General features: G+C 65.5%; 24 protein-coding genes. 5 read left to right on the top strand and 19 right to left on the bottom strand.

Going from position 1 to position 24,851, the window contains the following annotated elements; translation table 11 throughout:
• Positions 1–51: 51 nt before the first annotated feature.
• The 14 genes from ML401_RS00205 to murJ all read right to left on the bottom strand — a co-directional run bounded on the left by ML401_RS00205 (position 52) and on the right by murJ (position 13,089).
• A complete protein-coding gene (locus ML401_RS00205) occupies positions 52–465 on the bottom strand; it encodes a helix-turn-helix domain-containing protein (RefSeq protein ID WP_028139513.1) in 414 nt (137 codons plus the stop codon).
• 222 nt (positions 466–687) lie between these two features.
• Positions 688–2,301, bottom strand: coding sequence for an apolipoprotein N-acyltransferase (gene lnt / locus ML401_RS00200; RefSeq protein ID WP_285808876.1), 1,614 nt, complete (start codon positions 2,299–2,301; stop codon positions 688–690).
• A complete protein-coding gene (locus tag ML401_RS00195; protein WP_249131360.1) occupies positions 2,298–3,416 on the bottom strand; it encodes a hemolysin family protein in 1,119 nt (372 codons plus the stop codon). The genes lnt and ML401_RS00195 overlap by 4 nt, the downstream gene beginning before the upstream one ends.
• 1 nt (position 3,417) lies before the next feature.
• Positions 3,418–3,906 (bottom strand): rRNA maturation RNase YbeY, encoded by a 489-nt coding sequence (ybeY, locus tag ML401_RS00190; RefSeq protein WP_285808875.1) that lies wholly within the window; start codon positions 3,904–3,906, stop codon positions 3,418–3,420.
• Positions 3,907–3,988: 82 nt separating this feature from the next.
• Positions 3,989–4,984 (bottom strand): PhoH family protein, encoded by a 996-nt coding sequence (locus ML401_RS00185; protein ID WP_194405130.1) that lies wholly within the window; start codon positions 4,982–4,984, stop codon positions 3,989–3,991.
• A gap of 61 nt (positions 4,985–5,045) precedes the next feature.
• A complete protein-coding gene (gene miaB / locus ML401_RS00180) occupies positions 5,046–6,440 on the bottom strand; it encodes a tRNA (N6-isopentenyl adenosine(37)-C2)-methylthiotransferase MiaB (RefSeq protein ID WP_285808872.1) in 1,395 nt (464 codons plus the stop codon).
• A 190-nt stretch (positions 6,441–6,630) separates the two neighbouring features.
• Positions 6,631–7,311, bottom strand: coding sequence for an HAD family hydrolase (locus ML401_RS00175; RefSeq protein WP_211415328.1), 681 nt, complete (start codon positions 7,309–7,311; stop codon positions 6,631–6,633).
• Positions 7,312–7,767: a Fur family transcriptional regulator gene (locus ML401_RS00170; protein WP_028133658.1), complete on the bottom strand. Its 456-nt coding sequence runs from the start codon at positions 7,765–7,767 to the stop codon at positions 7,312–7,314. It lies immediately after the preceding gene.
• A gap of 39 nt (positions 7,768–7,806) precedes the next feature.
• On the bottom strand, positions 7,807–8,292 hold the full coding sequence (rimI, locus tag ML401_RS00165) for a ribosomal protein S18-alanine N-acetyltransferase (RefSeq protein WP_194405127.1): 486 nt from the start codon (positions 8,290–8,292) through the stop codon (positions 7,807–7,809).
• Positions 8,289–8,984, bottom strand: coding sequence for a tRNA (adenosine(37)-N6)-threonylcarbamoyltransferase complex dimerization subunit type 1 TsaB (gene tsaB, locus ML401_RS00160; protein ID WP_259218192.1), 696 nt, complete (start codon positions 8,982–8,984; stop codon positions 8,289–8,291). Before tsaB ends, rimI begins: the two co-directional genes overlap by 4 nt.
• 88 nt (positions 8,985–9,072) lie before the next feature.
• Entirely contained in the window at positions 9,073–9,642 is a 570-nt protein-coding gene (locus ML401_RS00155; RefSeq protein WP_194405125.1) for a NifU family protein, read from the bottom strand.
• A gap of 193 nt (positions 9,643–9,835) precedes the next feature.
• On the bottom strand, positions 9,836–10,330 hold the full coding sequence (locus ML401_RS00150) for a universal stress protein (RefSeq protein WP_194405124.1): 495 nt from the start codon (positions 10,328–10,330) through the stop codon (positions 9,836–9,838).
• A 94-nt stretch (positions 10,331–10,424) separates the two neighbouring features.
• Positions 10,425–11,477, bottom strand: coding sequence for a tryptophan--tRNA ligase (gene trpS / locus ML401_RS00145; RefSeq protein WP_194405123.1), 1,053 nt, complete (start codon positions 11,475–11,477; stop codon positions 10,425–10,427).
• 79 nt (positions 11,478–11,556) lie between these two features.
• Positions 11,557–13,089, bottom strand: a complete 1,533-nt coding sequence (gene murJ / locus ML401_RS00140; RefSeq protein ID WP_285808867.1) for a murein biosynthesis integral membrane protein MurJ — start codon at positions 13,087–13,089, stop codon at positions 11,557–11,559.
• Between the two features lie 125 nt (positions 13,090–13,214).
• On the opposite strand from murJ, the gene ML401_RS00135 reads away from it, so the two are divergent.
• On the top strand, positions 13,215–14,216 hold the full coding sequence (locus tag ML401_RS00135; protein WP_212064905.1) for an adenosine kinase: 1,002 nt from the start codon (positions 13,215–13,217) through the stop codon (positions 14,214–14,216).
• Between the two features lie 63 nt (positions 14,217–14,279).
• On the opposite strand, the gene ML401_RS00130 is transcribed toward ML401_RS00135, so the two are convergent.
• Together ML401_RS00130 and ML401_RS00125 are read right to left on the bottom strand one after the other, a co-directional pair.
• Positions 14,280–15,974 carry an AMP-binding protein gene (locus tag ML401_RS00130; RefSeq protein WP_211416569.1) on the bottom strand — a complete coding sequence of 565 codons (1,695 nt, stop codon included), beginning with the start codon at positions 15,972–15,974 and terminating at the stop codon, positions 14,280–14,282.
• Positions 15,975–16,093: 119 nt separating this feature from the next.
• Positions 16,094–17,287: a serine hydrolase gene (locus ML401_RS00125; protein WP_285808866.1), complete on the bottom strand. Its 1,194-nt coding sequence runs from the start codon at positions 17,285–17,287 to the stop codon at positions 16,094–16,096.
• Between the two features lie 346 nt (positions 17,288–17,633).
• Between ML401_RS00125 and ML401_RS00120 the strand changes: the two genes are divergently transcribed.
• The gene (locus ML401_RS00120; RefSeq protein WP_128922711.1) at positions 17,634–17,954 is read left to right on the top strand and encodes a hypothetical protein; all 321 of its coding nucleotides are present in this window, start codon (positions 17,634–17,636) and stop codon (positions 17,952–17,954) included.
• Between the two features lie 121 nt (positions 17,955–18,075).
• Positions 18,076–19,569 (top strand): NAD-dependent succinate-semialdehyde dehydrogenase, encoded by a 1,494-nt coding sequence (locus ML401_RS00115; RefSeq protein ID WP_285808865.1) that lies wholly within the window; start codon positions 18,076–18,078, stop codon positions 19,567–19,569.
• A 53-nt stretch (positions 19,570–19,622) separates the two neighbouring features.
• Here ML401_RS00115 and ML401_RS00110 read toward each other — a convergent pair whose 3' ends face one another.
• The 3 genes from ML401_RS00110 to ML401_RS00100 form a co-directional block, all read right to left on the bottom strand.
• Positions 19,623–19,898: a hypothetical protein gene (locus ML401_RS00110; protein ID WP_211415337.1), complete on the bottom strand. Its 276-nt coding sequence runs from the start codon at positions 19,896–19,898 to the stop codon at positions 19,623–19,625.
• Positions 19,899–20,008: 110 nt separating this feature from the next.
• Positions 20,009–20,923 carry a phosphoribosylaminoimidazolesuccinocarboxamide synthase gene (locus ML401_RS00105; RefSeq protein ID WP_285808864.1) on the bottom strand — a complete coding sequence of 305 codons (915 nt, stop codon included), beginning with the start codon at positions 20,921–20,923 and terminating at the stop codon, positions 20,009–20,011.
• 71 nt (positions 20,924–20,994) lie between these two features.
• Complete coding sequence (locus ML401_RS00100) at positions 20,995–21,912, bottom strand: pirin family protein (protein ID WP_211415339.1); 918 nt, start codon at positions 21,910–21,912, stop codon at positions 20,995–20,997.
• Positions 21,913–22,122: 210 nt separating this feature from the next.
• On the opposite strand from ML401_RS00100, the gene ML401_RS00095 reads away from it, so the two are divergent.
• Together ML401_RS00095 and ML401_RS00090 are read left to right on the top strand one after the other, a co-directional pair.
• Positions 22,123–23,184 (top strand): helix-turn-helix domain-containing protein, encoded by a 1,062-nt coding sequence (locus ML401_RS00095; RefSeq protein ID WP_212064908.1) that lies wholly within the window; start codon positions 22,123–22,125, stop codon positions 23,182–23,184.
• A gap of 144 nt (positions 23,185–23,328) precedes the next feature.
• Positions 23,329–24,753 carry a serine hydrolase gene (locus ML401_RS00090; RefSeq protein WP_285808863.1) on the top strand — a complete coding sequence of 475 codons (1,425 nt, stop codon included), beginning with the start codon at positions 23,329–23,331 and terminating at the stop codon, positions 24,751–24,753.
• The last annotated feature ends 98 nt before the right edge of the window (positions 24,754–24,851 follow it).

Genomic DNA, 24,851 nt, shown 5'->3' with positions numbered 1-24,851 from the left:
ACGACATAGGCCAGATTTGACGCGGTCTCAAATCGCCATTGAGGCGGCGCGTCAGCGCTTGTCGGGACCTTCGCGAGCCGCAATCTGCTCGACGAGATCGACGATCGAGCGGCGCATCTTCGAATCGGTGATTCGCGTGAACGCCTTGGTCAGGGCCAGGCCTTCGGAGGTCGCGAGAAAATCCGATACGTAAGAGGGCGAGGCGCCTTCGGCGAAGCCATCCGGCCCGGGCACGCCGCTCGGACCGCCCTCGAACAGGAATGACACCGGCACCTGCAGAATCTCGGCGATCTGCTGGATGCGGCTCGCGCCGACCCGGTTGGTGCCCTTCTCGTACTTCTGAATCTGCTGGAAAGTCAGGCCCAAAGCTTCACCGAGCTTTTCCTGACTCATGCCCAACATGATGCGGCGCATACGCACGCGACTGCCGACATATTTGTCAACAGGGTTGGGCGCTTTCGACATTTCCTCAGCCCTCCAAACACCACCTTCAGCGCAATCAACCGGAGTGCCTCAGGTGCAAGCAACGTCAAATCAAACCCTGTTATTGGGAAACATTGCGGAGAAATTTAGCAATGCACCATTGTCTTTTGCAGCCGGTGCAGAATGGGGAGCCGGTGTGCAGTCTGTCAACCGTAGGACCGCGGTTGTCAAAAGTTTCCGGCTACCTCCGCGGCGACGGCGCAATCAGCCATGCCGCTTGGTGACACGTCGGCGGACAGCCAAAATCACCGCCAGCGCGACGAACATGGCCGCAGGTGCATCGCCCACCCGCGCATAAACGGTCGGCGGGATCGCCGCGGGCAGGTTTGCATCCAAAATGCCTTCGATCCCGAGACCGAGGCTCGCGACGGTACGGCCGACCGGATCGATCACTGCGGAGATGCCGGTATTAGCGGAGCGGACCAGCGGCAATCCCAGTTCGATCGCGCGCATTCGCGACTGCTCCAGATGCTGGTAGGGGCCGGTCGAGATACCGAACCAACCGTCATTGGTGAGGTTCACGATCCAGCCCGGACGTTCGTCGCGTCCGGCCACTTCGCCGGGAAAAATGGCTTCATAACAGATCAGCGGCAGTGCGGGTGGTGCACCGGGGACCGGCAGCGCGTGCCGCACGGTGCCGGGAATGAAGCCGCCGCGCACACGCGTCAGTTGCTCGAAGCCGAGCTTCTCCATCAGCCCCTGGTAGGGCAGAAATTCTCCGAACGGCACCAGATGCAACTTGTCGTACACGGCCAGCACGCTGCCGTCGTGATCGATCACGTAGATCGAATTATAGGCACGGGTGATCGGCGTGCCTCGCGGCAGATCGGGCGCGCGGACCGAGCCCGTGATCAGCACGGTGCCTTTCGGCAGGAGGTCGGCGATTTGCGCCATCGCGTCGGCTTCGCGGGTCAGGAAGAACGGAAAGGCGGATTCCGGCCAGATCAGGATGGTGGCATCGCGTACGCCCGTCGATTGCGGGCCGGAGGCGCGGTCTGACAGCGCCAAATATTTCTTCATCACCTCGGGCTTGGCGGCGTAGTTGAATTTCGCGTCCTGCTGGAGGTTCGGCTGCATCAGGCGCAGCTTGGCGCCTGACACCATCGTGGTCGGGTGCAGCGACAGGCGGATCGCGCCGAAGATGCTCATGACAATCAAGAGCGCAATGGCCGTCGCCGGCACGCGCCATGGCAGGCGGCGATCGGACGTGCGGTCGATCAGCGTCGCGGGGCTCGCGAAGATCGCAACCGTCAGGAACGTCATGCCCCACAGGCCGACCAGCGAGGCTGTCTGCGCCAGCGGCAGCGGCTCGGACAGCGCGTAGCCGAACGCGTTCCAGGGGAAGCCGGTCAGAGCGTGGCCGCGCAGCCATTCGCTGACGGTGAGGCTTGCCGCGAGCGCGAGCACGCGCGTGGCGTTCTTGGTCCAGAGCAGGCGCGCCAGCGCGAAGCCGATGGCCGTGAAGAGGGAGAGATAGGCCGGCAGGCCGAGCACGGCGAACGGCGTCAGCCAGGCGAACACATCGGCGTCGACGAAGAAGGCGTAGCCGATCCAGTAAAGCCCGGGCACGAAATAGCCGAGCCCGAAACAGTAGCCGGTCAGCGCGGCAGCGGGAGCGCCGCCATATCGGCCGGCGCCGGCGCCGTCGATCAGCCAGACCAGCACGGGAAAGGTGATGAACAGCACTGGAAAGACATTGAATGGCGCCAGCGCCAGCACCGACAGCGCGCCGCACGCCATGGCGATGATGGCGCGCTTCCATCCCCAGGCGAGGATGATGGCAAGCGCGATCTGCCGAAGTCGCTGGAACGGACTCACTGTTGGCTGGTCCCGTCGCTCGGCGGCGGGCTGGGCGTATCGTTGGCCGGCGGCTGGCTGCTATCCGGCGCGGCCTCGCGGCGGCTTCTTTCGCGCTGGGTCCGCGGCGCGGGACGCTCCTTCCGCGTCGAGATGCGCAGCCGCTTGACGCGGCGCGGATCGGCATCGAGCACCTCGACCTCGTAAGTGCCGGGGCCCGAGATCACCTCGCCGCGCACCGGCAGGCGTCCGACGAAGCTGACGAGATAGCCGCCCAGCGTCTCCACCTCCTCGCCGGCTTCGCCGGTGACGAAATCCTCGCCGATCACCGTGCGGACGTCGTCGAGGCTGGCGCGGGCGTCGGCGATGAAGGCGTTGTCGGGCAGGCGCACGATCGACGGCGGCTCGTCGCTGTCGTGCTCGTCGTCAATCTCGCCGACGATCTGCTCGACGATGTCCTCGAGCGAAACCAGCCCGTCGCTGCCGCCATATTCGTCGACCACCAGCGCGAGGTGAATGCGCGTGGCCTGCATCTGCGCGAGCAGGTCGATCGCCCGCATCGACGGCGGCACGTAGAGCAGCTTGCGGATGATCCGTGCGTCCTCGAGCGGCAGCGCGAGATCGACGGCGCGCAGGTCGAGCCCGGCCGGCAGCGGCTTCTTGCGCTTGGTCTTGGTGGCCTCCGACACGCGGGCACGCGCGGTCATGAAGGCGAGCAGGTCGCGGATGTGGACGATGCCGACGGGATCGTCGAGCGTCTCGTTATAGACCACGAGGCGCGAATGGCCGGCGCTCTCGAAGCGGTCCATCAACTCGCCGAGCGGGATGTCGCGCTTCACCGCGACGACGTCGGCGCGATGCACCATGACGTCGGCGATGCGCCGCTCGTGCAGGCCAAGGATGTTGCGCAGCATGGTGCGCTCGACCGCCGAGAAGCCGGAATCGCCGGGCGTCGTCGCATCGAGCACGACCTGGAGGTCGTCGCGCACCGATCCCGCCTTCCAGCCGAACAGCGTGCGGATGGCGCGCAACAGCCAGCCGTCCGCGGTCGGGCGCATCACCTCGCCTTGCGTCACCACGGCCGGCAGATTGGCCGTGTTGCGCGGGTTGTCCTGGATGGGGTCGGAGTCAGGCATCTCAGTGCGTCCCTGCGCGGTCTGCATAGGGATCGGGAATTCCAAGGTGAGCCAGGATCTGCGTCTCCAGCGCTTCCATCTCCTCGGCGTCGCCGTCGTTCTCGTGATCGTAGCCGATCAGGTGCAGGAAGCCATGCACCGCGAGATGGCTCAAATGGTGGTCGAACGGCTTTTGTTCCTCGTCCGCCTCGCGCCGCATGGTCTCGTAGGCGATCGCGATATCGCCGAGCATGCGCGGCGCATCACCTTCCTTCCACTCGCCTTCCGGCTGGAGTGCGGGAAACGACAGCACGTTGGTCGGCTTGTCGATGCCGCGCCAGTTGCTGTTGAGGGTGCGGATGCCGGCATCATCGGTCAGCATCACGGCCACTTCGGCGTCGGCAACGTCGTCGTCGACGCTCTCGGCGGCAGCCGCCACCGCGCGCTGGATCACGGCTTCGGAATCGGGCTCGCGCTGCCAGCAATCGGCGACGACGAGGACTTCGGTCATGGGAAGGTTCGGATGGGACATTGTGTTGTCTGGGACGACAAGGCGCCGTGTCCGCGCCCTCCGGGGTCCAGCTGTTGCCTCGTCAGGATTGGCCGGTGGCCGGCCGCTGCGGCGAACCTTCGTAGGCGGCAACGATCCGCGCCACGAGTTCGTGGCGGATCACGTCCTCGGCTTTGAAATGAACTTGGGCAATGCCCTCGACGCCACCCAGGAGCCGGGTCGCTTCGGCCAGGCCCGAGGTCTGGCCGTTCGGCAGGTCGATCTGCGAGGGATCGCCCGTCACGATCATGCGGCTGTTCTCGCCGAGACGGGTCAGGAACATCTTCATCTGCATCGAGGTCGTGTTCTGTGCCTCGTCCAGGATGATGGCGGCGTTGGTGAGGGTGCGGCCGCGCATGAAGGCGAGCGGCGCGATCTCGATCTCGCCGGTTTGCAGCGCGCGCTCGACGATGCGCGCATCCATGAGGTCGTAGAGCGCGTCGTAGATCGGGCGAAGATAAGGATCGACCTTCTCGCGGAGATCGCCGGGCAGGAAGCCGAGCCGCTCGCCGGCTTCCACCGCCGGGCGCGACAGGATGATCTTGTCGACCTCCTTGCGCTCGAACAGCTGCGCGGCATGGGCGACTGCGAGCCAGGTCTTGCCGGTGCCGGCCGGGCCGATGCCGAACACCAGCTCGTGGCGCTTCAGCGCGCGGATGTAGGAATCCTGCGCGGCGGTGCGCGCGCGCACCGGGCGCTTGCGCAGGTTGATGCTGTCGAAGGCCGATTTGGTCGATTTGGCATCGAACTCGAACAGCGAGCCCTGGGCGATCACGGCGCGGATCGCACCTTCGACCTCGCCCTGGTCGAGATCCTGTCCCTTCACGGCTTGCGCGTAGAGCATCTCCAGCACGCGGCGTGCGGCGTCGCAGCCGTCGCGCGTGCCGCCGATCGTGATGTGGTTGCCCTTGGAATCCACGACCACGCCGAGCCGCCGCTCGACCTGGGCCAGATGCTGGCCGTAGGGGCCAACCAGGGCCGAAGCGGCGCGATTGTCGTCGAAGTCGATGACGACCTGGGTCTCGGGCGGAACTTGCATGTCGCGGTCAAATTTGCGGGGAGCGAACGAAGACGAATCCGATGCGCTTTTTGGCAAGGGTTCAGGCTCCAGTGGCTTGCGATAAAACGGGCTCGCGCGCGCCACGCGGCATCACGAGCTCGCCGAGAAAGCTGTAGCGCTCGAGGCTGTCGATTCTGACAGGCAGGATCTGCCCGATGATGTCGGGCGAGGCCATCACGTGAGCGGGCTGAAGGAATGCGGTGCGGCCGACGATCTGGCCGTCTTTGCGCGCCGGACGTTCGAACAGCACGTCGACCGTTGAGCCAATCGCAGCCTTGTTGAAGGCCGATTGCTGGCTGTCGATCAGTTCCTGGAGCCGCTCCAATCGCTGGTCCATCTCGGCGGGGGATACCGTCTCCTGCATATCCGCGGCCGGCGTTCCCGGCCGGGCGGAGTATTTGAACGAATACGCCGCAGCGTAGCCGATTTGCGTGACAAGCGCGAGGGTGGCGAGAAAATCTTGCTCGCTCTCGCCGGGGAAGCCGACGATAAAATCTGATGAAAAAGCAATGTCTTGGCGCGCGGAGCGGAAACGGTCGATGACCCGCCGGTAATCATCGGCGGTATGTTTGCGGTTCATGGCCGCCAGAATGCGGTCCGAGCCCGACTGCACCGGCAGGTGCACGAACGGCATCAGGGCACCGAGATCGCGATGGGCTGCGATCAGGCTGTCGTCGACGTCGCGGGGATGGCTGGTCGAATAGCGCAGCCGCGCGATGCCGGGGATCGTCGCCAGATGTTCGAGCAATCGGCCGAGCGGCCAGGTTTTTCCGTCGGGCCCCTCGCCGTGATAGGCGTTGACGTTCTGCCCGATCAGCGTGAGCTCGCGCACGCCGTTGTCGGCCAGCCGCTTCACGTCGTCGAGGATCTTCGCCACGGGGCGCGAGACTTCCGAGCCCCGCGTGTAGGGCACGACGCAGAAGGTGCAGAACTTGTCGCAACCTTCCTGCACCGTGACGAACGCGGAAATGCCGCGCGCGCGGATCGCGTCGGGCTTCGGCTGGGCGAGGAAGCCGAACTTGTCGGCGGCCGGGAATTCGGTCTCGATCGCGCGGCCTTCGTTGCCGGCGCGCTTCAGGAGCTCCGGCAGATGATGATAGCTCTGTGGTCCCACCACGACATCCACGGCAGGCGCGCGGCGCACGATCTCCTCACCCTCGGCCTGCGCCACGCAGCCGGCGACAGCGATCTGCATCGCGCGTCCCCCGCGCGCGGCCTCGTCCTTGGCGACGCGCAAGCGTCCGAGCTCGGAATAGACCTTCTCGGAGGCCTTTTCGCGGATATGGCAGGTGTTGAGGATGACGAGGTCGGCCTCCTCGGCGTTCGCCGTCTCCACGAATCCCTCCGGAGCCAGCGTATCCACCATGCGCTGGGCATCGTAGACGTTCATCTGGCAGCCATATGATTTGATGTGCAGCTTGCGCGGCGGCGTCATGGAACCCGAAAATGGCGGTGGAGGACGGCCTTCAAATAGAGGCTGGAGCGGCGAAAAGCCAGCGAATGGAGCCGCTGACCGTCATTCCGGGGCGCCCGCAAAGCGGACGAACCCGGAATCTCGCGCCAAAACCTCTGGATTCCGGGTTCACGCGCATCGCGCGTGCCCCGGAATGACGAAAAAGACGAAATCAGCCAGTCAAGACCTTTGCTCCAGCCTTCCGGACCAGCTCCGGCAGTTGCAGCATGTCGTCGAACGTCAATCCGGCCCCGGCGGCGCGCAGCCTTTCGGAATGGCCCGGCGGGCAGTGGCTGCCGCCGTGAAAGCCCAGCACGGTCATCCCGGCCGCGTGCGCGCCCGTGACCCCGGGGACGCTGTCCTCGATCACTAGGCACCGCTCCGGCGCGACATTCATCTGCTTGGCGGCAAACAGGAACAGGTCGGGCGCGGGCTTGCCGCGTGCGACCTGGCTCGCCGAAAAGATGTGCGGCGCGAGCAGGTCATGCAGCCCGGCACAGGTCAGGCCATGAAGGATCTTCTCCGGCGTCCCGCTGGACGCAACGCATTTGGGCAGATCGATCGCGGCGATCGCTGCGGCGACATGGGTGATCGGCTGCAGATCGCTGGCGTAGAATTTCAGTGTGGCGGCATTGATCTGCTGCTCCAGATCGTCGGGCAGGCTGCGGCCGATTTCCTGCTCCACCATCCGCCGCGCGTCTTTCTCGGACACGCCGAGGAAACGGACCAGCACCTGCTCGGAGCTGATCGGATAGCCGTGCCGCGTCAGCACGTCGGCATGGGCGCGGCAGGAGATCACCTCGCTGTCCACGAGCACGCCGTCGCAATCGAAGATGATGAGGTCGACGGGCACTTAGTTGGTAGGCTTGTCGTCGTCGAGCGGGACGCAATAGAGTTCGAGCCGGTGGTCGACCAGCTTGTAGCCGAGCTTGCGGGCGATCTCCGCCTGCAGCTTTTCGATCTCTTCGGAGGTGAACTCGATCACCTTGCCGTCGCGCAGATTGATCAGGTGGTCGTGATGGCTGTCGCGCATCGTCTCGTAGCGCGCGCGGCCTTCGCGAAAATCGTGGCGCTCGATGATGCCGGCGTCCTCGAACAGCTTGACGGTGCGATACACGGTCGAGATCGAGATCTTGTCGTCGACGGCGACGCAGCGCCGGTACAGTTCTTCGACATCGGGGTGATCGATCGCTTCCGCAAGCACGCGGGCGATGACACGGCGCTGCTCGGTCATGCGCATGCCGGTAGCGGCACAGCGCGCCTCGATGCCGGACGCCTTGGATGCGGAAGAAGGTTTCAGAGCGGTCATTGTTTGTCTGCCTGGCGGGGGCGCTTTCTGCCACCAATGTTACGACAAGTCACGTCGCATCAGAAGGGCGTTCAATTGTTCCCCGTTCGGCTGCTTATAGTAGCGTTCGCGGCGCCCGACCACCACGAATCCGCACCCGGCGTAGAGCCGCCCCGCTGGCTGGTTGTTTTCCTCGACCTCCAGAAATATTCTGCGCACGCCGCGCCCGGCGAGGTGGCCGAGATGGGTCATCAGCAGCATGCGGGAGAGGCCGCGGCCGCGATAGGCCTCGTCCACCGCGATCGAGAGGATTTCCGCTTCGTCCGCACCGATCCGGGATACCGCGAAGCCGATCGTCTTGCGGCCGAGGCGCAAGCGGTGCACCAGCGTGTTGCGCTCACTGAGCATCGTCTCGAATTCGCCTTCGCCCCAGCCATGTGCGAAGGAGGCGCCGTGCATCTGCGCCAGCCGCGCGGCGTCGCGCGCGGAGGCTGGCTCGACGGCAGCGGTGCCGCCGCGCCACCATTGCGACAGCCATCTCATCATGAGGTTGCGGCTTGTGCTGCGAGCGGCGGAGTTGCGGCCGGCTTGGCGTCGGGTGCCTTCAGGTAGAACGGCCGCGCCGGATTTGTCTCGGGATCGGCCGCCGCGCCGAGCCATGCGACCCAGCCGATATCGGGCGCTGCTTGCGCGTCGACCGCGACCGGCTGCTCGCCATCGTTCGGCCAGCGCTCGGCGAGGATGTTTGCGGCATTGCCGACCAGATGCGGCGCGCCGAACTGCGAGGCCGCGATCGCCTCGTCGATCGGCGCGACGCGCGGCCGGACCAATTGACTTCCGTCGCCGGCGACGATCTGGAAATAGACGTGGTCGTGCCGCGCGTCGATCGCGGAGATCACGGGTGCCGATTTGCTCTGGCCGACGATTGTGGCGGCATAGGCCGACAGGGTGGTGAGGCCGATCGCCGGGCGCCCGGCCGCAAGCGCCAGGCCGCGCGCCGCCGAAATGCCGACGCGCAGGCCGGTGAAACTGCCTGGGCCGACGGTGACCGCGATGCGGTCGAGGGAGGTGAAGGCGAGACTGGCCGACTGCATGACGCGCGCAATCATCGGCATCAGGGCCTCGGCATGACCGCGCTTCATCAGAAGCTGCTCTTGCGCAAGCAGCTCGGCCGTTTCGGTGTCGAGCACGGCCACGGAGCAGGCGTCGAGCGCAGTATCGATGGCGAGGATCAGCATGGAAAAGCGAATGGCGAGTGGCGAATAGCGAGTAGTCTAGCCGATCGGAATGCCATTCGCCATTCGCTACTCGCCATTCGCGGACCGATCACATCGGCCGGACTTCGACCACGTCGGGCACGAAGTGCTTGAGCAGGTTCTGGATGCCGTGCTGCAGCGTCGCGGTCGATGACGGGCAGCCGGAGCAGGCACCCTTCATGTTGAGATAGACGATGCCGTCCTTGAAGCCGCGGAAGGTGATGTCGCCGCCATCATTGGCGACCGCCGGCCGCACGCGGGTCTCGATCAGATCCTTGATCATGTCGACCGTCTCGGCATCGGCCTCGTCGAAGAACTCGTCCTCGTCGTCGAGATCGGCATCATCGGCCGCCGCGCCGTCGGCGAGCAGCGGCGCGCCGGACATGTAGTGCTCCATGATGGCGCCGAGGATCGCGGGCTTGAGCTGCTGCCATTCACCGCTCGCCTTGGTCACGGTGATGAAATCCGATCCATAAAACACGCCGGTGACGCCGGGCACCTCGAACAGCTTTTCGGCCAGCGGCGAGCGCGTAGCGGCTTCGCGGCTCGAAAATTCCATGGGGTTGCCGTCGGTCACGACGCGGCCGGGAATGAACTTCAGCGTGGCGGGATTGGGGGTGGCTTCGGTTTGAATGAACATGGTTTTCTCCAGACGTCGCCGGTTCAAGGCCGGCGCGTTGCCCTATTCCCTAGCAGATGGCGACGGGGAACGCACGATCAAGGGGAAACGAGGTCGTTTCGTTGTTATTTCAGTGGGTTAGGGTGTCGAAATTTCCGCGGCGTCGTGGCCGAGCTTGACGAGCAAACACCTGGCCGCATCCCAGTAGGGGTACCTACGACAGCGAGTCCACGCTTTCGTCGCTGAGCGCGCCGGAAATGATGGTCACGGGAATCGGGAACGTCCCCACCGCATGCGCGAGCAGCGCGACCAATGGTCCCGGCCCTTCCGCGCCGGGATTGGCGGCGAGCACCAGCATGGCGATGTCGGGGTCCTCGTCGATCACGGCGAGCAATTGTTCCATCGGCACGCCCTCCCGGATCACCCGCTCCGGGGTGATCGCGGCGATGCCGTTGGCACGGCCCGCGGCGCGGTCGAGCGCGGCTTCGGCGGCTTCCTGCGCCTCGGCGCGCATGATGTCGGCGACCCCCAGCCATTCCTGGCTCTGCTGCTCGGGCTCGATGATGCGCAGCATCACCACGCCGCCGCCGGCACGGATCGCCCAGCGGCTGGCATAATAGACCGCGCGATCCCATTCGGCGGTGTCATCGACGATGACGAGGCATTTGGGCTTGTGACCCGGCTCGTAGCAAAGTCGTTTGCTGGTCATGCCTATCCCGGAATGTGCAGGGACGGCATGCTGCCACACTCCCGCAAGCTTGGGGAGGGGAGAAGCGGGTCGGCGCTTCTAGCGCCGACCGTCTTCAGCGCGGGCGGATGAAGCCGACGATGTCCTTGGAGAGCTTCATCGTCTCGTCGGCAATCGCGCGGGCCCGGTCGGAGCCGTCGTTCAGGATCGCGTCGATATGGCCGGGGTCGGCGACGAGGCGCTTCATCTCGCCGGCGATCGGCGCGAGCTTGGTCACGCACAGCTCCGCCAGCGCGTTCTTGAAGCTGGAGAACTGGCCGGCGCCGAATTCACGCAGCACGTCGGCCTTGGCACGGCCGGAGAGCGCGGCGAAGATGCCGACCAGATTGTCGGCCTCGGGGCGCGCTTCCAGGCCCTTTTCTTCCGTCGGCAGCGGCTCCGGATCGGTCTTCGCCTTGCGGATCTTCTGCGCGATGGTGTCGGCATCGTCGGTCAGATTGATGCGCGAATTGTCCGACGCGTCGGACTTCGACATCTTCTTGGTACCGTCGCGCAGGCTCATCACGCGCGTCGCAGGGCCGGTGATCAGCGGCTCCGGCAGCGGGAAGAACAGACCGTCATTGGCGCCCTGGGCGCGGATGGAATCGCCGAAGTCGTTGTTGAACTTCTGCGCGATGTCGCGCGAGAGTTCCAGATGCTGCTTCTGGTCCTCGCCGACCGGCACGTGCGTGGCGCGGTACAGCAGGATGTCGGCGGCCATCAGCACGGGATAGTCGAACAGCCCGACCGAGGCGTTCTCGCGGTCCTTGCCGGCCTTCTCCTTGAACTGGGTCATGCGGCCGAGCCAGCCCATGCGCGCGACGCAATTGAAGATCCAGGCGAGCTCGGCATGGCCCGAGACCTGGCTCTGGTTGAACACGATGTGCTTCTTGGGATCGATGCCGGCGGCGATGAACGCCGCGGTGACCTCGCGGGTGTTGCGCGTGAGCTCGGCCGGACCGCCCCAGACGTCGATGCCCTGCGTGATCGCGTGCATGTCGACGACGCAATAGATGCAATTGTGGGTTTCCTGCATCTTCACGAAGTTGACGATCGCGCCGAGATAATTGCCGAGGTGCAGATTGCCCGTCGGCTGGACGCCCGAAAAGACCCGTTCAACGAATGGCATGGTCAGCTTTCCCATAGGTATTCGGCCGTCGTTTCCAACAGCGGCGCTGCCCCGTCAAGGGCAATTCCACGTTCGCGGTTTAGGCGGACCGTTTCAACGCGTTAACCGCCTCGCGCCACGAGGCCGCGCCGAGGATTTGCAGCAGCAGGCCATAGACCGCGATCCCGGCCCCGATCTGCAGGCCCAGCACGATGAAGCGGACGAGGCCGTGCGCCTCGGAAGGCAAGAGGCGCGCGGTGAGCCAGAGCAGGGCGCCCATGGCGGCTGCGGCCAGCACGATGCGCGGCAATCGCTTGCGGGCGGCGGCATCGACCGAGAAGCCGAACTCGGCCTTGCCTTTGCGGAGCAGCGAGAGCGCGCTGCTCCAGGCGCCGGCCGCGATACTCGCCGCGATCCCGCTCGCTCCGGAAAAATGGCCGAGCAGCAGGGCAAGCACGATTGCGACCCCAAAGCCTTTGGCGGTGGCGAGAAGCGGCGTCATCGTGTCGCTGCGGGCATAGAAGGCCGGCGACAGCGCCTTGATCAATACATGCGCCGGCAGGCCCAGCGCCAGCCACATCAGCGCGTGTGCAGTCGCCGCACTGTCATCCGCGCCGAACGCGCCGTGCTCGAACAACAGCCGCACGATCGGCTCGGCCAGCACGATGAGACCGAGCGTCGCCGGCAGTGCCAGCCCGGCCGCCAGCTCCAGCGCGCGGGACTCCGCATGCGCCACCGCCTCGCGGTCGCCGCTTCCGACAGCGCGCGTCAGCTCCGGCACCAGCACGGTGCCCATCGCGACGCCGACGATGCCGAGCGGCAGCTCGATCAGGCGGTTGGCGAAATAGAGCCAGGACACCGCGGACGGCGTCGCGGAGGCGATGATCGCGCCGGCCACCATCAGCCATTGCGGCCCGGAGCTTGCGATCATGCCGGGGATGGCCTTGGCGAAGAAGCCGCGCATCTCCTTGTCAAAGCTGACGCGCAGCGGCGTCGCGAGGCGCGCGCTTCGCTGCGACAGCAGCATCAACAATTGCAGCAGCCCGGCGATACCGACGGTGGCCGCCAGCAGCCACGCCGCGAAGGTCGCATCGGCATGCCAGACGAGCAGTACGGCGATCGCGGCGATCAAGGCAATATTGAACAGCAGTGGCGAAAATGCCGTGAGCGCAAAGCGCCCTTGAGCGTTCAGCAGGCCCATCAGCACCGTGACCGGGCCGGCGAAGGCGAGATAAGGCAGCATCAGCCGCGCGTTCGCGACGGCAAGATCGAGCGTGCCGCTGCCGAGAAAGCCCGGCGCGATGACCGTGATGATCAATGGCATCGCCAGCGCGATCACGATCGAAATCGCGACCAGGGCCGCGCTGACCGTGCCGAGCACGCGTCCTGAGAATGCGGTGGCGGCCTTCTCGCCGTCACGCTCGCGGACCCGCAGCCAGGCCGGGATCAGCGCCGCATTCAGCGCGCCCTCGCTGAGCAGGCGGCGCACCACATTGACGAGCTGGAACGCCGCCAGAAACGCATCCGCCACGGCGCCGGTACCGAGCAGCGCCGCGATCAGGGAATCGCGCGCAAAACCCAGCAGCCGCGAGGCCAGTGTTCCCGTCGAAACTGTCAGGAAGGAGCGGATCATCGGCTCTTTATAATACCGTTGCTTGCCCGCTTGGGGCCGGTCGTGATAGGCCGCGAGCCAGATTTCAGGCCGACAGGAAGCGGATTTTCGTAGGGTTCGCAATCCGCCAAACAGGATCAAGGTGAATGGCTGACGTGAAATATGACGTTCTCGGCATCGGCAACGCGCTGTTCGACGTGCTGGTCAGGACCGATGAGGCCTTTCTGGCCAAGCACGGCATGACCAAGGGCAGCATGTCCCTGATCGATGAGGCGCGGGCCGCCGCGATCTACAAGGACATGGGGCCGGCCACGGAAGTCTCGGGGGGATCTGCCGCCAACACCATCGTCGGCATCGGCAGCCTCGGGGCCCGCGCGGCCTATGTCGGCAAGGTGAAGGACGACCAGATCGGCAAGCTCTACGTCCACGACATCCGCGCTGCCGGCGTCGCCTTCAACACGCCGGCCGCGACCGACGGCCCCGCCACCGGCTGCTCCTACATCCTCGTCACGGATGACGGCGAGCGCACCATGAACACCTATCTCGGCGCGGCGCAGGACCTGTCGCCTGCCGATATCGATCCGGCCGAGATCGCCGGCGCCGGCATCGTCTACCTCGAGGGTTATCTCTGGGACCCCAAGAACGCCAAGGACGCCTTCGTCAAGGCGGCCAAGATCGCCCATGACGCCAAGCGCAAGGTGGCGCTGACGCTGTCGGATTCCTTCTGCGTCGATCGCTATCGCGACGAGTTCCTGTCCCTGATGCGCAACGGCACCGTCGACATCGTGTTCGCCAACGAGTCCGAGCTGCACTCGCTCTACATGACGTCGGATTTCGACACGGCGCTGAAGCAGCTGCGTAACGACGTCAATCTCGGCGTGGTCACCCGCAGCGAGAAGGGCTGCATGGTGGTCTCGTCTGAAGATGCCGTCGCTGCGCCGGCCTTCCCCGTGGACAAGGTCATCGACACCACCGGCGCCGGCGACCTGTTCGCCGCAGGCTTCCTGTATGGCCTGGCGCGCAATCTTGCCTACAAGCAGTGCGGCGAACTCGGCGCACTCGCGGCCGCCGAAGTCATCCAGCACATCGGCGCCCGCCCGCTGGTGTCGCTGAAGGAGCTGGCCGGCCAGCGCGGGCTGACGGCGTAGAGCGCGTCTCTTTCCCCGCTTTCGCGGGGAATGACACGTGATTGGGGAGGCAGCGCAAGCCCCTCACGCCGTCTTCGCCGCCTTCAACCCCAGCCGCTGCTCCACCGCATCGCGCATCACGAATTTCTGGATCTTGCCCGTCACCGTCATCGGAAATTCGTCGACGAACTCGACGTAGCGCGGGATCTTGTTGTGGGCGATCTGGCCGTCGCAGAAGGCGCGGACCTCCTCGGCGGTCAGCGTCTCGCCCGGCCTCACGCGGATCCAGGCGCAGAGCTCCTCGCCGTAGCGGGTGTCCGCGACGCCAAAGATCTGCACGTCCTGGATCTTGGGGTGACGGTACAAGAACTCCTCGATCTCGCGCGGGTAGAGGTTCTCGCCGCCGCGGATCACCAGATCCTTGATGCGGCCGACGATGTTGCAATAACCCTCGTCGTCGATGGTGGCGAGGTCGCCGGTGTGCATCCAGCCATTGGCGTCGAGCACGTCGGCCGTCTTCTCCGTCTCCTCCCAATAGCCCAGCATGACGCTGTAGCCGCGGGTGCAGAGTTCGCCGCGTTCGCCGCGCTTGACGATCCGCCCCTCGAGATCGATGACCTTGACCTCGACATGCGGGTGAATGCGGCCGACGGTGGAGACGCGCCGCTCCAGCGGATCGTCGGTTGCGCTCTGGAAGCTGACCGGGCTGGTCTCGGTCATGCCATAGGCGATCGTGACCTCGCGCATGTTCATCTCGGTGTTGACGCGCTTCATCACCTCGATCGGGCAGGGCGCGCCGGCCATGATGCCGGTGCGCAATGACTTCAGATTGAAAGTCTTGAACTCGGGATGATCGAGCTCCGCGATGAACATGGTCGGCACGCCGTAGAGTGCCGTGCACTTCTCCTGTTCGATCGTACGCAGCGTCGCGAGCGGATCGAAACCCTCGCCGGGGTAAACCATGGTGGTGCCGAGCGTGACCGAGGCGAGGTTGCCCATCACCATGCCGAAGCAATGATACAGCGGCACCGGAATGCAGATGCGATCCTGCTCCGTCAGCCGCATCGCGCGTCCCGTGAAATAGCCGTTGTTGAGGATGTTGTGGTGGGTCAGCGTGACGCCCTTCGGCGATCCCGTGGTGCCGCTGGTGAACTGGATGTTGACGGGGTCGTCGAATTGAAGCGCAGCGCCGAGCGCGGCAAGTTGCTGGCGATGCCGGTCGCCGCCCATGTGCGCAACCTCGTCGAAGGCGATCGTGCCGGCCGCGGCGGGGCCGCCGATCTGAATCACCATCCGCAAGGCCGGCAAGCGTGCCGCGTGCAACTGTCCGGGCTTTGAGCCTGCCAGCTCCGGCAACAGCGTGTTGAGCATCTCCATGTAATTGCTGGTCTTGAAGGCGGTGGCGGTGACGATCGCCGCGCAGCCGACCTTCTTCAGCGCAAACTCCAGCTCGCTGAGCCGGTAGGCGGGGTTGATCGTCACCAAAATCAGCCCGGCCTTGGCGGCGGCGAACTGGGTCAGCGTCCATTCCGGCCGGTTCAGCGACCAGATGCCGATCCGCATCCCGCGTTCGAGCCCGAGTGCGAGAAAGCCCGCGGCGAGCGCGTCGACCCGCTCGGCGAATTCCCGCCAGGTCCATCGGACGCCGTGGCTGGGCGAGACCAGCGCCTCGCGTTTCCCCCAGCGCCGCACCGCGTGGTCGAGGCTGCGGCCGATGGTGTCGCCGAGCAGCGGCGTGTCCGAGATGCCGCAAACGTAGCTGTCCGCTTTATCCGCCAGGTCGCTCGCCAAGTTCGTCTCCTCAAAGTTGGTGCCTCGTGCCTGAAGCCGATGGCTTTGGGCACGAGGTTATCGATTGCTGCGAAGGCGCGCGACGTCGCGCACCTCATACTAAGTGGCTAGGCCGCCTTCTGTCCGCTGCCCGCATCGAGCCCGGCATAGACCCCGCGCTCGAAGCCTGCGAACGCCTCCAGGCACTTGCCGTCGGCGAACGGGAGCAGCTGCATCAGGATCACGCCGGTGACGTCGCGCGCGGGATCGATCCAGTAATAGGTGTTGGCGAGGCCGGCCCAGGCGAGGCTGCCGGCGCTGCGGCCCTCGGCGGTCTTGGCGGTGTTGATCATGAAGCTGAGGCCCCACTTCTTCACCTGCTCCGGATAGAGATCGACGTCGTTGGTGTACATCGGCGCCGATGTCGTCATCTTGCCCATGGCGAGATCGCCGATGTGGTTCTGGCCCATCGTCGCCACGGTCTCGGCCTTCAGCACCTGGTTGCCGTTGCCGCGGCCCTTGTTCAGGATCATCTGGGTGAACTTGATGTAATCGGCTGCGGTCGAATAGAGGCCGCCGCCACCCATGTGGAATTCCGGCTCCTGCTCCAGCTCGAACGGGATCGCTGCGAGCTGGCCGTCCTCGCCGCGCGCATGCATGCCGACGAGGCGCTTGCGCATGCTGTCGGTGATCTTGAACGCCGTGTCGCTCATGCCGAGCGGGTTGAACAGGTTGTCGCGCAGGTAGGCATCCAGCCGCTTGCCGCTGACGGCCTCCACCGCCTTGCCGACGAAATCAATGTTCGTGCCGTATTCCCAGCGCGTGCCGGGGTCGGTCATGATGGGCGTCTTCAGCGCCGCGTTCTGGCAGGTGGTGATCGCGGGAATGCCGTGCTTGTCCAGATAGACCGCGAGATCGCCGTTCCACATATTGTAGCAGAACCCGGCGGTGTGGGTCATGAGCTGGCGCAGGGTGATCGGCCGCTTGGCCGGCCGCAGCTTGGCCTCGCCCTTGGCGTCAAAACCTTCGAGCACTTGCGGATTGGCGAGATCGGACAACAGCTCGCCGATCGGCGCATCCAGCGACAGCTTGCCCTGCTCGACCAGCTGCATCGCTCCCGCTGTCGTCACCGCCTTGGTCATCGAGGCGATCCAGAACACGCTGTCAGCGGTCATCGGATCGGGCTTCGACAGGTCGCGCTTGCCGAACGCGCCCTGATACAGCACGTCGTTACCGCTGGCGGCGATGGCGACGACGCCGGGAATCTCCTTGGCTTCGCTCTTCTGACGCAAAATCTCGTCGATCTCAGCTTTGTTTTGCATGGCGTTTCCTCGGGTTTGATTATTGTTGGCAGTGATCGATTGTCCTCCCGCACGCTCTGTGCGGCAAGCGTGTCCAGATGCCCGCTGCGGTCGCGATGTCGTGACTTGACGGTCCGTGCGCCACGCAGGACGACAGGTGGGCTCAACGGCAACACTCCGTCACAATCTGCGGTGGATGGCCGCACGTCGCAGTGACCGTGGATGGGCTCTGGCGATATGTTTCACCTGTTTGAAAGCACTTGAAACATTTTGTGCGTTGCGGCGTTTCAGCTCGCGGCCAATCGGCCGACGACGTTAAGACTTGATGCAAATTGGCGGCTGCTGACCGGCCGCGAGGGGACCTCAAATGATTTCGACCTGGAGTGAATGGAAGCGCTATCCCCGTCCCGGACGGGGCGAGAACCTGGAGGCGCCGATCTCGCCCGGCATTTACGAGGTCCGTGTCGCCGGCACCGGCGCGCTCTATTCCTTCGGTGCGGTCGACAATCTGGCGCAATCCCTGGCGCTGCTGCCGGTCGGCTCCAAGTCGTGGTTCGGACGCCGCAACGCGTCCGACGTGCCCGATCTCGAATACCGGACCTGCGCGACCTCCTCGAAGGCCGACGCTAAGGCCGCGGCCGAGCGCATGATTGGCCGCCGCGAGACCTATATGAGCGGCGCGGCGTAAGGCCGCTCTCTCCCAAGCTACAGGCAGATGTGCGTTGCGGGGCGGTGCATTGGGCACCGCTTGCCCCTATATTCCGGGCCGATCCGATCGCCCAAGTCCGATTGCCCCTGGGAGTAACGCCATGACACCGACCGCCGCCGCACGCGCCCCGCAAGCCACCGCCACCCTGCGCGACCGGTTGAAGGACCCTTCGCTCCTGAAGGAGGCCTGCTACATCGACGGCGCCTGGGTCGGCACGCCGGTGTTCGCCGTCAACAATCCCGCGACCGGCGTCGAGCTGGCAAGAGTTCCGCAGCTCGGCGCGGACGAGACCACCAGGGCGGTGGAAGCCGCCGAGCGCGCCTTTCCGGGCTGGGCCAAGCACACCGCCAAGCAGCGCTCCAACATCCTGCGCAAATGGTTCGAGCTGATCACAGCCAACCGCGAGGACCTCGCACTGATCCTCACCTCGGAGCAGGGCAAGCCGCTCTCGGAGGCGCTCGGCGAGGTCGATATTGGCGCGGCCTATATCGAATTCTTCGCCGAGGAAGCGAGGCGCGTCTATGGCGAGACCATCCCGACGCAGCGGCCCGATGCGCGGCTGCTCGCGATCAAGCAGCCGATCGGCGTCTGCGGCGCCATCACGCCATGGAATTTCCCGAACTCGATGATCACGCGAAAAGTGTCGCCGGCACTGGCCGCCGGTTGCACCGTGGTGCTGAAGCCCGCCAACGAGACCCCGCTGTCGGCGCTGGCGCTGGCCGTGCTCGCCGAGAAGGCGGGCATCCCCAAGGGCGTGCTCAACATCATCACCGGTGACGCGCCGCCGATCGGCAAGGTGCTGTGCGAGCATCCGGCCGTGCGCTTCGTCGGCTTCACCGGCTCGACCGCGGTCGGCAAGATCCTCTATCAGCAGGCCTCCGTCGGCGTGAAGCGGCTCGGCCTCGAGCTCGGCGGCAATGCGCCCTTCGTGGTGTTCGACGATGCCGACATCGACGCTGCGGTCGAAGGCGCCATCGTCTCGAAGTACCGCAACATGGGCCAGACCTGCGTCTGCGCCAACCGCCTCTACGCCCAGGACAAGATCTACGACGAGTTCGTGCAGAAGCTCTCGAAGAAAGTCGCCGCGATGAAGATCGGCGACGGCACCGAAGCCGGCGTCACGCAGGGCCCGCTGATCAACATGAAGGCGGTCGACAAGGTCGAGCGCCACATTGCCGACGCCGTCAAGCGCGGCGCCAAGGTCGTGACCGGCGGCAAGCGCAGCGAGCTCGGCCGCTCGTTCTTCGAGCCCACGGTGCTCGCCGACGTCAAGTCGGACTCGCTGGTGTCGCAGGAAGAAACTTTCGGCCCGCTCGCGCCGGTGATCCGCTTCAAGGACGAGGCCGACGTCATCGCGATGTGCAACGCCTCGCCGTTCGGCCTGGCTTCGTATTTCTACTCCCGCGATCTCGGCCGCGTCTGGCGCGTCGCCGAAGCGCTGGAGTCAGGCATGGTCGGCGTCAACACCGGCCTGATCACCACGGAAGTCGCGCCGTTCGGCGGTGTCAAGGAAAGCGGCCTCGGCCGTGAAGGCTCCCGCCACGGCATGGAAGAATATGTCGAGATCAAATACGTGATGATGGCGGGGGTGTAACCCGACGATCGACGATGCGCGCCGGCGATTTGAGTTCGCCGGCGCGAATGGCATCAGCGGCAGACGTAGGCGCCGTTCACATAGACGCGGACGCACGCCGTGCCGGCAGCTGCCGCACCCGCAGCCGCGCCCCCTACGACCGCGCGGCGCGTGGTTCGACGGGCGACGCCGGCAACGCTCACGGGGGTTAACGGCCGGCCGACTCTGGCTTCAGCGCTTGGAACGCCGAACGCGATGCCGGCGTCGTTTGACCAGTTGGTCGAGCCAAAAATTCCGCAGCCCAGAGCGGCTGCAAAAAGTAACGTTCGCTTCGTGCCGACCAGCCTCATGGCAATCTCCCTCGTTGTTGTACCAATCCGAGGGGATCAGCTTTCTTTGATCGTGGGCGCCTGGCTTGATCTGGATCAATGAGTCGAGATCGCGCGGCAGCAACCGCGCGCTAGATCTTCAGCTCCGCTCCCGTCACCCGCCGATACGCTTCCAGATACCGCTTGCTGGTCGCCTCCACCACGCTCGCCGGCAGCGGCGGCGGGGGAGCGTCGCCGTTCCAACGGCCGGCGCGGCGCTCGACGTCGAGATAGTCGCGCAGGGGCTGCTTGTCGAAGCTCGCCTGCGGCTGGCCGGGCTTGTAGGCATCGACCGCCCAGAAGCGCGAGGAATCCGGCGTCATGACTTCGTCGATCAGGATGATGCGGCCGTCCTTGTCGAGGCCGAACTCGAACTTGGTGTCGGCGATGATGATGCCCTGCTCACGCGCCAGCTCCTCGCCGAGCGTGTAGATCGCGCGCGTCATGCTCTCCAGCGTGTATGCGGTCTCGTCGCCGACCACTTCACGCATCTTCGCGATGGTGATGTTCTCGTCATGGCCGGTCTCGGCCTTGGTCGCCGGGCTGAAGATCGCAGGCTCCAGCTTTTCGCTCTCGACGAGACCCGCTTTCAGCGTCTCGCCGGCGAGCGTGCCTGAGGCGGCATACTCCTTCCAGGCCGAGCCCGAGAGATAGCCGCGGATCACGCATTCGATCGGGAAGACGGTGGTGCGCTTGCACAGCATGGCGCGGCCGAGGATCTCGGCGCGGTGCGGCTTCAGCGCCGGCACGGCGGCGATGATCTCGTCGGTGTCGGCACTGATCATGTGATGCGGCACCACACCTTCGAGCTCGTTGAACCAGAACGCGCTGATCTGGGTCAGCACCGCGCCCTTCATCGGGATGGTCTCGCCCATCACCACGTCGAAGGCGCTGATGCGGTCGGTGGTGACCAGCAGCAGGCGGTCGTCGTCGACGGCGTAGATGTCGCGCACCTTGCCGCGTCCGATCTTGGGCAGGGGCAGGTCGCTGGAGAGCATGGTGGTCATCGGCAGAGCTTTCGCGGGCAGGGCAGGGGAATCCGGTCGCGCCTGATGGTACGGCCGGACACCGGATTAGCCTATTCCGGCAGCGGAATGAACTCGTGTTCCTGCGGAACTGCGGCGAAGCGGCCGGTTTTCCAGTCCTGCTTGGCCTGCTCGATCCGCTCCTTGCTGGAGGAGACGAAATTCCACCAGATGTGGCGCGGCCCCTCCAGTGCATCGCCGCCGAGAAACATCATTCGCGTCGCCTTGATTGCCTTCACGGTGATGCGGTCGCCGGGGCGGAAGATCAGCAGCCGCGGCCCCTCATAGCGCTCGTTCGCGATCTCGACCTCGCCCTCCACCACGTAGATCGCCCGCTCCTCATGGTCAGGGTCGAGCGGCACGCTCGCGCCCGCGACGGCCGTGACCTCGGTGTAGAACCAGGGCGACACCATCGTGACCGGCGAGGTGATGCCGAACGCCGAACCCGCGATCACCCGCGCGGTAAAATCGCGCTCGGAAATCATCGGCAGATCGCCGGCCGCGTAATGCTGGAATGACGGCGCGATCTCCTCCGATCCCGCCGGCAGCGCGATCCAGCTCTGCAGGCCCAGCATCTTCTGGCCCGAGGCGCGCTGCGCGTCCGGCGTCCGCTCGGAATGCGCGATGCCGCGCCCCGCCGTCATCAAATTCATCGCGCCCGGCGCGATCTCCTGGACGTTGCCCTCGCTGTCGCGATGCATGATCGCGCCGTCGAACAGATAGGTCACGGTGGCAAGCCCGATATGCGGATGCGGCCGCACATCCATGCCCTTGCCGGAGACGAACTGCACCGGGCCGAAATGGTCGAAGAAGATGAACGGCCCGACCATCTGCCGCTTGCCGTGCGGCAGCGCGCGCCGCACCGCGAATCCGTCGCCGAGATCGCGCGTGCGCGGCACGATGACGAGGTCGAGCGCGTCGCAGGACATGGGATCGCCGAGCACGGGATCGTTCGAGGGCTGCCAGCTCATGAGGGGACTCCTTTTTGACTTTCTTGGACGCGAGCCTAGCAGGAATTTGCAGCATCGTCGCGGCAAAGGCGGCGCTCTACGCCGCGGGCCGCAACAGCGCCAAATGCACAAGTGGAAGTGGCTCTAGGCGTGGCATGCGGATCGTCCTTGAAAAAGCCGGCGCAACCAACGATGTTCGGCTGCTTTCAACTGCGACCGTTCGCCCAGCCGATGACCCTTGCCGCAACCGAGCTCGCCTTTCGCGCCGCCAGCGTCGCTCTGCTGCTGGTGCTGGCGGCGTCATTGATCGCCGATTTCCGCAACGTGCTGGCGGGGCGGCTCGGTGCTGCTCTCGCACTGGGCTTGGCCGCGCATGCGGTGAGCTATTCAGTGGGTGTCACGTCGCGGATCCCGGTATCGCATGCGCCGTTGGTTGCGCTATCGACCGGCAACATCGTGGTATTCTGGCTGTTCACGCGCGCGCTGTTCGACGACGAGTTTCGCCTCCGCTGGTGGCACGGGTGGGTCTGGGCGCTGGTGACGGCTTTCAGCTTCGCCGGCTGCGTCTGGATTGCGCCGGGCGGCCATGTGCGATTCTCGGTGACGGTGGTCAATCTGATCGTGCTTGGCTTCATCGCGCTTGCGATTGGGCAGACGATCGCCTCGTGGCCGGCCGATCTGGTCGAGCGCCGCCGCCGCGTTCGCGTGTTCATCGTCTGTGCGGGCGCGCTCTATGGCGGCGTGAATGCGGCTCTCCAGATCGCCGTCGCGGGCAGCAAAGTCGGCGATGTCGCCGACGCGATCAATACTGGCGTGCTCGCCTGTATCGTCGCGGCCATCGCCTACGCCATGATGCGCGTCGATGCCGCCGATCTGTTTCCGGTCGAAGCGAAGGCCGCGCCGGTGGTCGTTTTCGCTCCGCAAGCCGCTGAAGACGCCGCCGATCAAAAGCTCATCGATGCCCTGATGCGGCTGATGGCGGACGAGCGGGTCTATCGCCAGGAGAACATCACCATCGGCGTGCTGGCGGGTCGGCTGAAGATCCCGGAATACCGGCTGCGCCGGCTGATCAACCAGCGCCTCGGCTATCGCAACTTCAATGTGTTCCTGAACAATCACCGGATCGAGGAGGCCAAGGCCGCGCTGGCCGATCCCGCCCAGGCCGAGGTCCCCGTCATCACCATCGCCATGGACGCCGGCTTCCAGTCGCTCGGCCCGTTCAACCGCGCCTTCAAGGCCGTCACGGGCGTGACACCGACGGAGTACCGCCGGCTGAAAGTGAATGCGGCCTAAATCCTAAGCTGCTGTAATCGCAACGCGATTTCAGAATCAGCCAGTCCTCTCCGACTTTGACCAGACCATTTTCCAAATCCGGCGAGCATGCTTCTGCCCGCTCCGGCTTCCTCCCGGGCTCGCGCCCCAAGCCGGAGAAAGCCAGTGACCCGCCGCCAGATCGTCCTCCTCACCGCCACCATCACCGCTGCCGGCCTCGCGCTCGGCGTCGCGCGCGCTCGCGATGTGCCGAAGGTCGCCACCGGCTTCGTCGCCGACATCCTGTGCTCGGAGACGTTCATCTCCGGCCTCGATCCGCAGCGCAACTTCACCGAGACCACCGATGCGATGCCCGGAACGGGCCTGATCACCTGGGCCATGGACACCCGGGTCGATCGCGTCCGCAAGGACGTCACGGTGACGCTGTTCGGCGTCGGCCGCAGCCGTGCCGTCTATCGCGAGGGGCTCGGCTGCACGCTCGACCATGGCGCGGGGATTGCTGCTGTCGAGCCGCCCGCGAACGACAGGCAGCCCGCGCTTCTGCCCGAGATCGCAGGCCCTGCGATCGTGCCGCCGCAAAGCTCCTCACTTGCAGCCGCGCTCGGTCGCGCCTTCACCGAGCCGACGCAGCCGCCTTACCGGCGCACCCGCGCGGTGGTCGTGATGAAGTCGGGCCGCGTCGTCGCGGAGCGTTATGCAGAGGGCATTGGACCGGAGACGCCGCTGCTCGGCTTCTCCATGACGAAGTCGATCATCTCGGCGCTGATCGGCGTGTTGGTGCGCCAGGGCAAGCTGAAGCTCGACGGGCCCGCGCCGGTCGCGGCCTGGAAAGACCCCGATGATCCCCGACATGCCATCACGGTGGACCAGCTTCTGCGCCATACCGCAGGGCTTGCGCTCGGCAGCTCGCTGCAGGCCTCGCTCGGCTCAGCCTTCGAGCCGGTCAACCGGATGAAGTTCATGGAATCGGACATGGCCGCCTATGCCGAGACCATCCCGCTCGAGACCGCGCCAGGCGCTGCCTGGAATTATCACGACGGCAACATCATCATCCTCTCGCATCTGATCCGCGAAGCGGCCGGCGGCAATCCCGAAGACGCGTTACGCTTTGCGCGCCGCGAATTGTTCGCCCCGCTCGGCATGCGCCGTGTCGTCCTCCAGCTCGATGGCTCCGGCACGATCGAAGGATCGAGCGAGATGCTCGCACCCGCGCGCGACTGGGCGCGCTTCGGCCAGCTCTATCTCAATGACGGCATCGCCGGCGGCAGACGCATTCTGCCTGAGGGATGGGCGAACTATTCGGCGACGGCAACGCCGAACGCGTGGGTCGGCATCGGTGCCGGCTTCTGGACCAACCAGGGCGACAGCTTTGGCGCGAAGTTGCGCATCGCCCATGGCTGGCCGCGCGATGCCTTCTTCGCCAAGGGCACCATCGGGCAATACACCATCGTGATCCCGTCGGAGCAATTGGTGATCGTCCGCCTTGGCCGCTCGCCGAACGGTCCGCCGGAAGCGGACGGCGTGTTCGAGCTCGTGCGTGATGTCGTGGCCGCGACGCGGGAGAAGGGAAAGCTGGCGGGGGCGGATTGAGAAGAGCGGGTTGCTTCTTCTTCCTTCTCCCCTTGCGGGAGAAGGTGGCGCGAAGCGCCGGATGAGGGGTATCCATCCGCACGACAGATGAGAGAGAT

The sequence above is a fragment of the Bradyrhizobium sp. 62B genome (assembly GCF_030272265.2).
Lineage (GTDB): Bacteria > Pseudomonadota > Alphaproteobacteria > Rhizobiales > Xanthobacteraceae > Bradyrhizobium.
The sequence above is the reverse complement of the archived record's forward strand: the minus strand, read 5'-3'. Positions and strand labels throughout refer to the sequence as shown.

Bases quoted from the DNA above. Each gene is read 5' to 3' on its own strand.
- ML401_RS00205 (WP_028139513.1), bottom strand. From the start codon at position 465: ATGTCGAAAGCGCCCAACCCTGTTGACAAATATGTCGGCAGTCGCGTG.
- ML401_RS00195 (WP_249131360.1), bottom strand. From the start codon at position 3,416: ATGCCTGACTCCGACCCCATCCAGGACAACCCGCGCAACACGGCCAAT.
- ybeY (WP_285808875.1), bottom strand. From the start codon at position 3,906: ATGACCGAAGTCCTCGTCGTCGCCGATTGCTGGCAGCGCGAGCCCGAT.
- ML401_RS00185 (WP_194405130.1), bottom strand. From the start codon at position 4,984: ATGCAAGTTCCGCCCGAGACCCAGGTCGTCATCGACTTCGACGACAAT.
- miaB (WP_285808872.1), bottom strand. From the start codon at position 6,440: ATGACGCCGCCGCGCAAGCTGCACATCAAATCATATGGCTGCCAGATG.
- ML401_RS00170 (WP_028133658.1), bottom strand. From the start codon at position 7,767: ATGACCGCTCTGAAACCTTCTTCCGCATCCAAGGCGTCCGGCATCGAG.
- rimI (WP_194405127.1), bottom strand. From the start codon at position 8,292: ATGATGAGATGGCTGTCGCAATGGTGGCGCGGCGGCACCGCTGCCGTC.
- tsaB (WP_259218192.1), bottom strand. From the start codon at position 8,984: ATGCTGATCCTCGCCATCGATACTGCGCTCGACGCCTGCTCCGTGGCC.
- ML401_RS00155 (WP_194405125.1), bottom strand. From the start codon at position 9,642: ATGTTCATTCAAACCGAAGCCACCCCCAATCCCGCCACGCTGAAGTTC.
- ML401_RS00150 (WP_194405124.1), bottom strand. From the start codon at position 10,330: ATGACCAGCAAACGACTTTGCTACGAGCCGGGTCACAAGCCCAAATGC.
- trpS (WP_194405123.1), bottom strand. From the start codon at position 11,477: ATGCCATTCGTTGAACGGGTCTTTTCGGGCGTCCAGCCGACGGGCAAT.
- murJ (WP_285808867.1), bottom strand. From the start codon at position 13,089: ATGATCCGCTCCTTCCTGACAGTTTCGACGGGAACACTGGCCTCGCGG.
- ML401_RS00135 (WP_212064905.1), top strand. From the start codon at position 13,215: ATGGCTGACGTGAAATATGACGTTCTCGGCATCGGCAACGCGCTGTTC.
- ML401_RS00125 (WP_285808866.1), bottom strand. From the start codon at position 17,287: ATGCAAAACAAAGCTGAGATCGACGAGATTTTGCGTCAGAAGAGCGAA.
- ML401_RS00120 (WP_128922711.1), top strand. From the start codon at position 17,634: ATGATTTCGACCTGGAGTGAATGGAAGCGCTATCCCCGTCCCGGACGG.
- ML401_RS00115 (WP_285808865.1), top strand. From the start codon at position 18,076: ATGACACCGACCGCCGCCGCACGCGCCCCGCAAGCCACCGCCACCCTG.
- ML401_RS00110 (WP_211415337.1), bottom strand. From the start codon at position 19,898: ATGAGGCTGGTCGGCACGAAGCGAACGTTACTTTTTGCAGCCGCTCTG.
- ML401_RS00105 (WP_285808864.1), bottom strand. From the start codon at position 20,923: ATGACCACCATGCTCTCCAGCGACCTGCCCCTGCCCAAGATCGGACGC.
- ML401_RS00100 (WP_211415339.1), bottom strand. From the start codon at position 21,912: ATGAGCTGGCAGCCCTCGAACGATCCCGTGCTCGGCGATCCCATGTCC.
- ML401_RS00095 (WP_212064908.1), top strand. From the start codon at position 22,123: ATGACCCTTGCCGCAACCGAGCTCGCCTTTCGCGCCGCCAGCGTCGCT.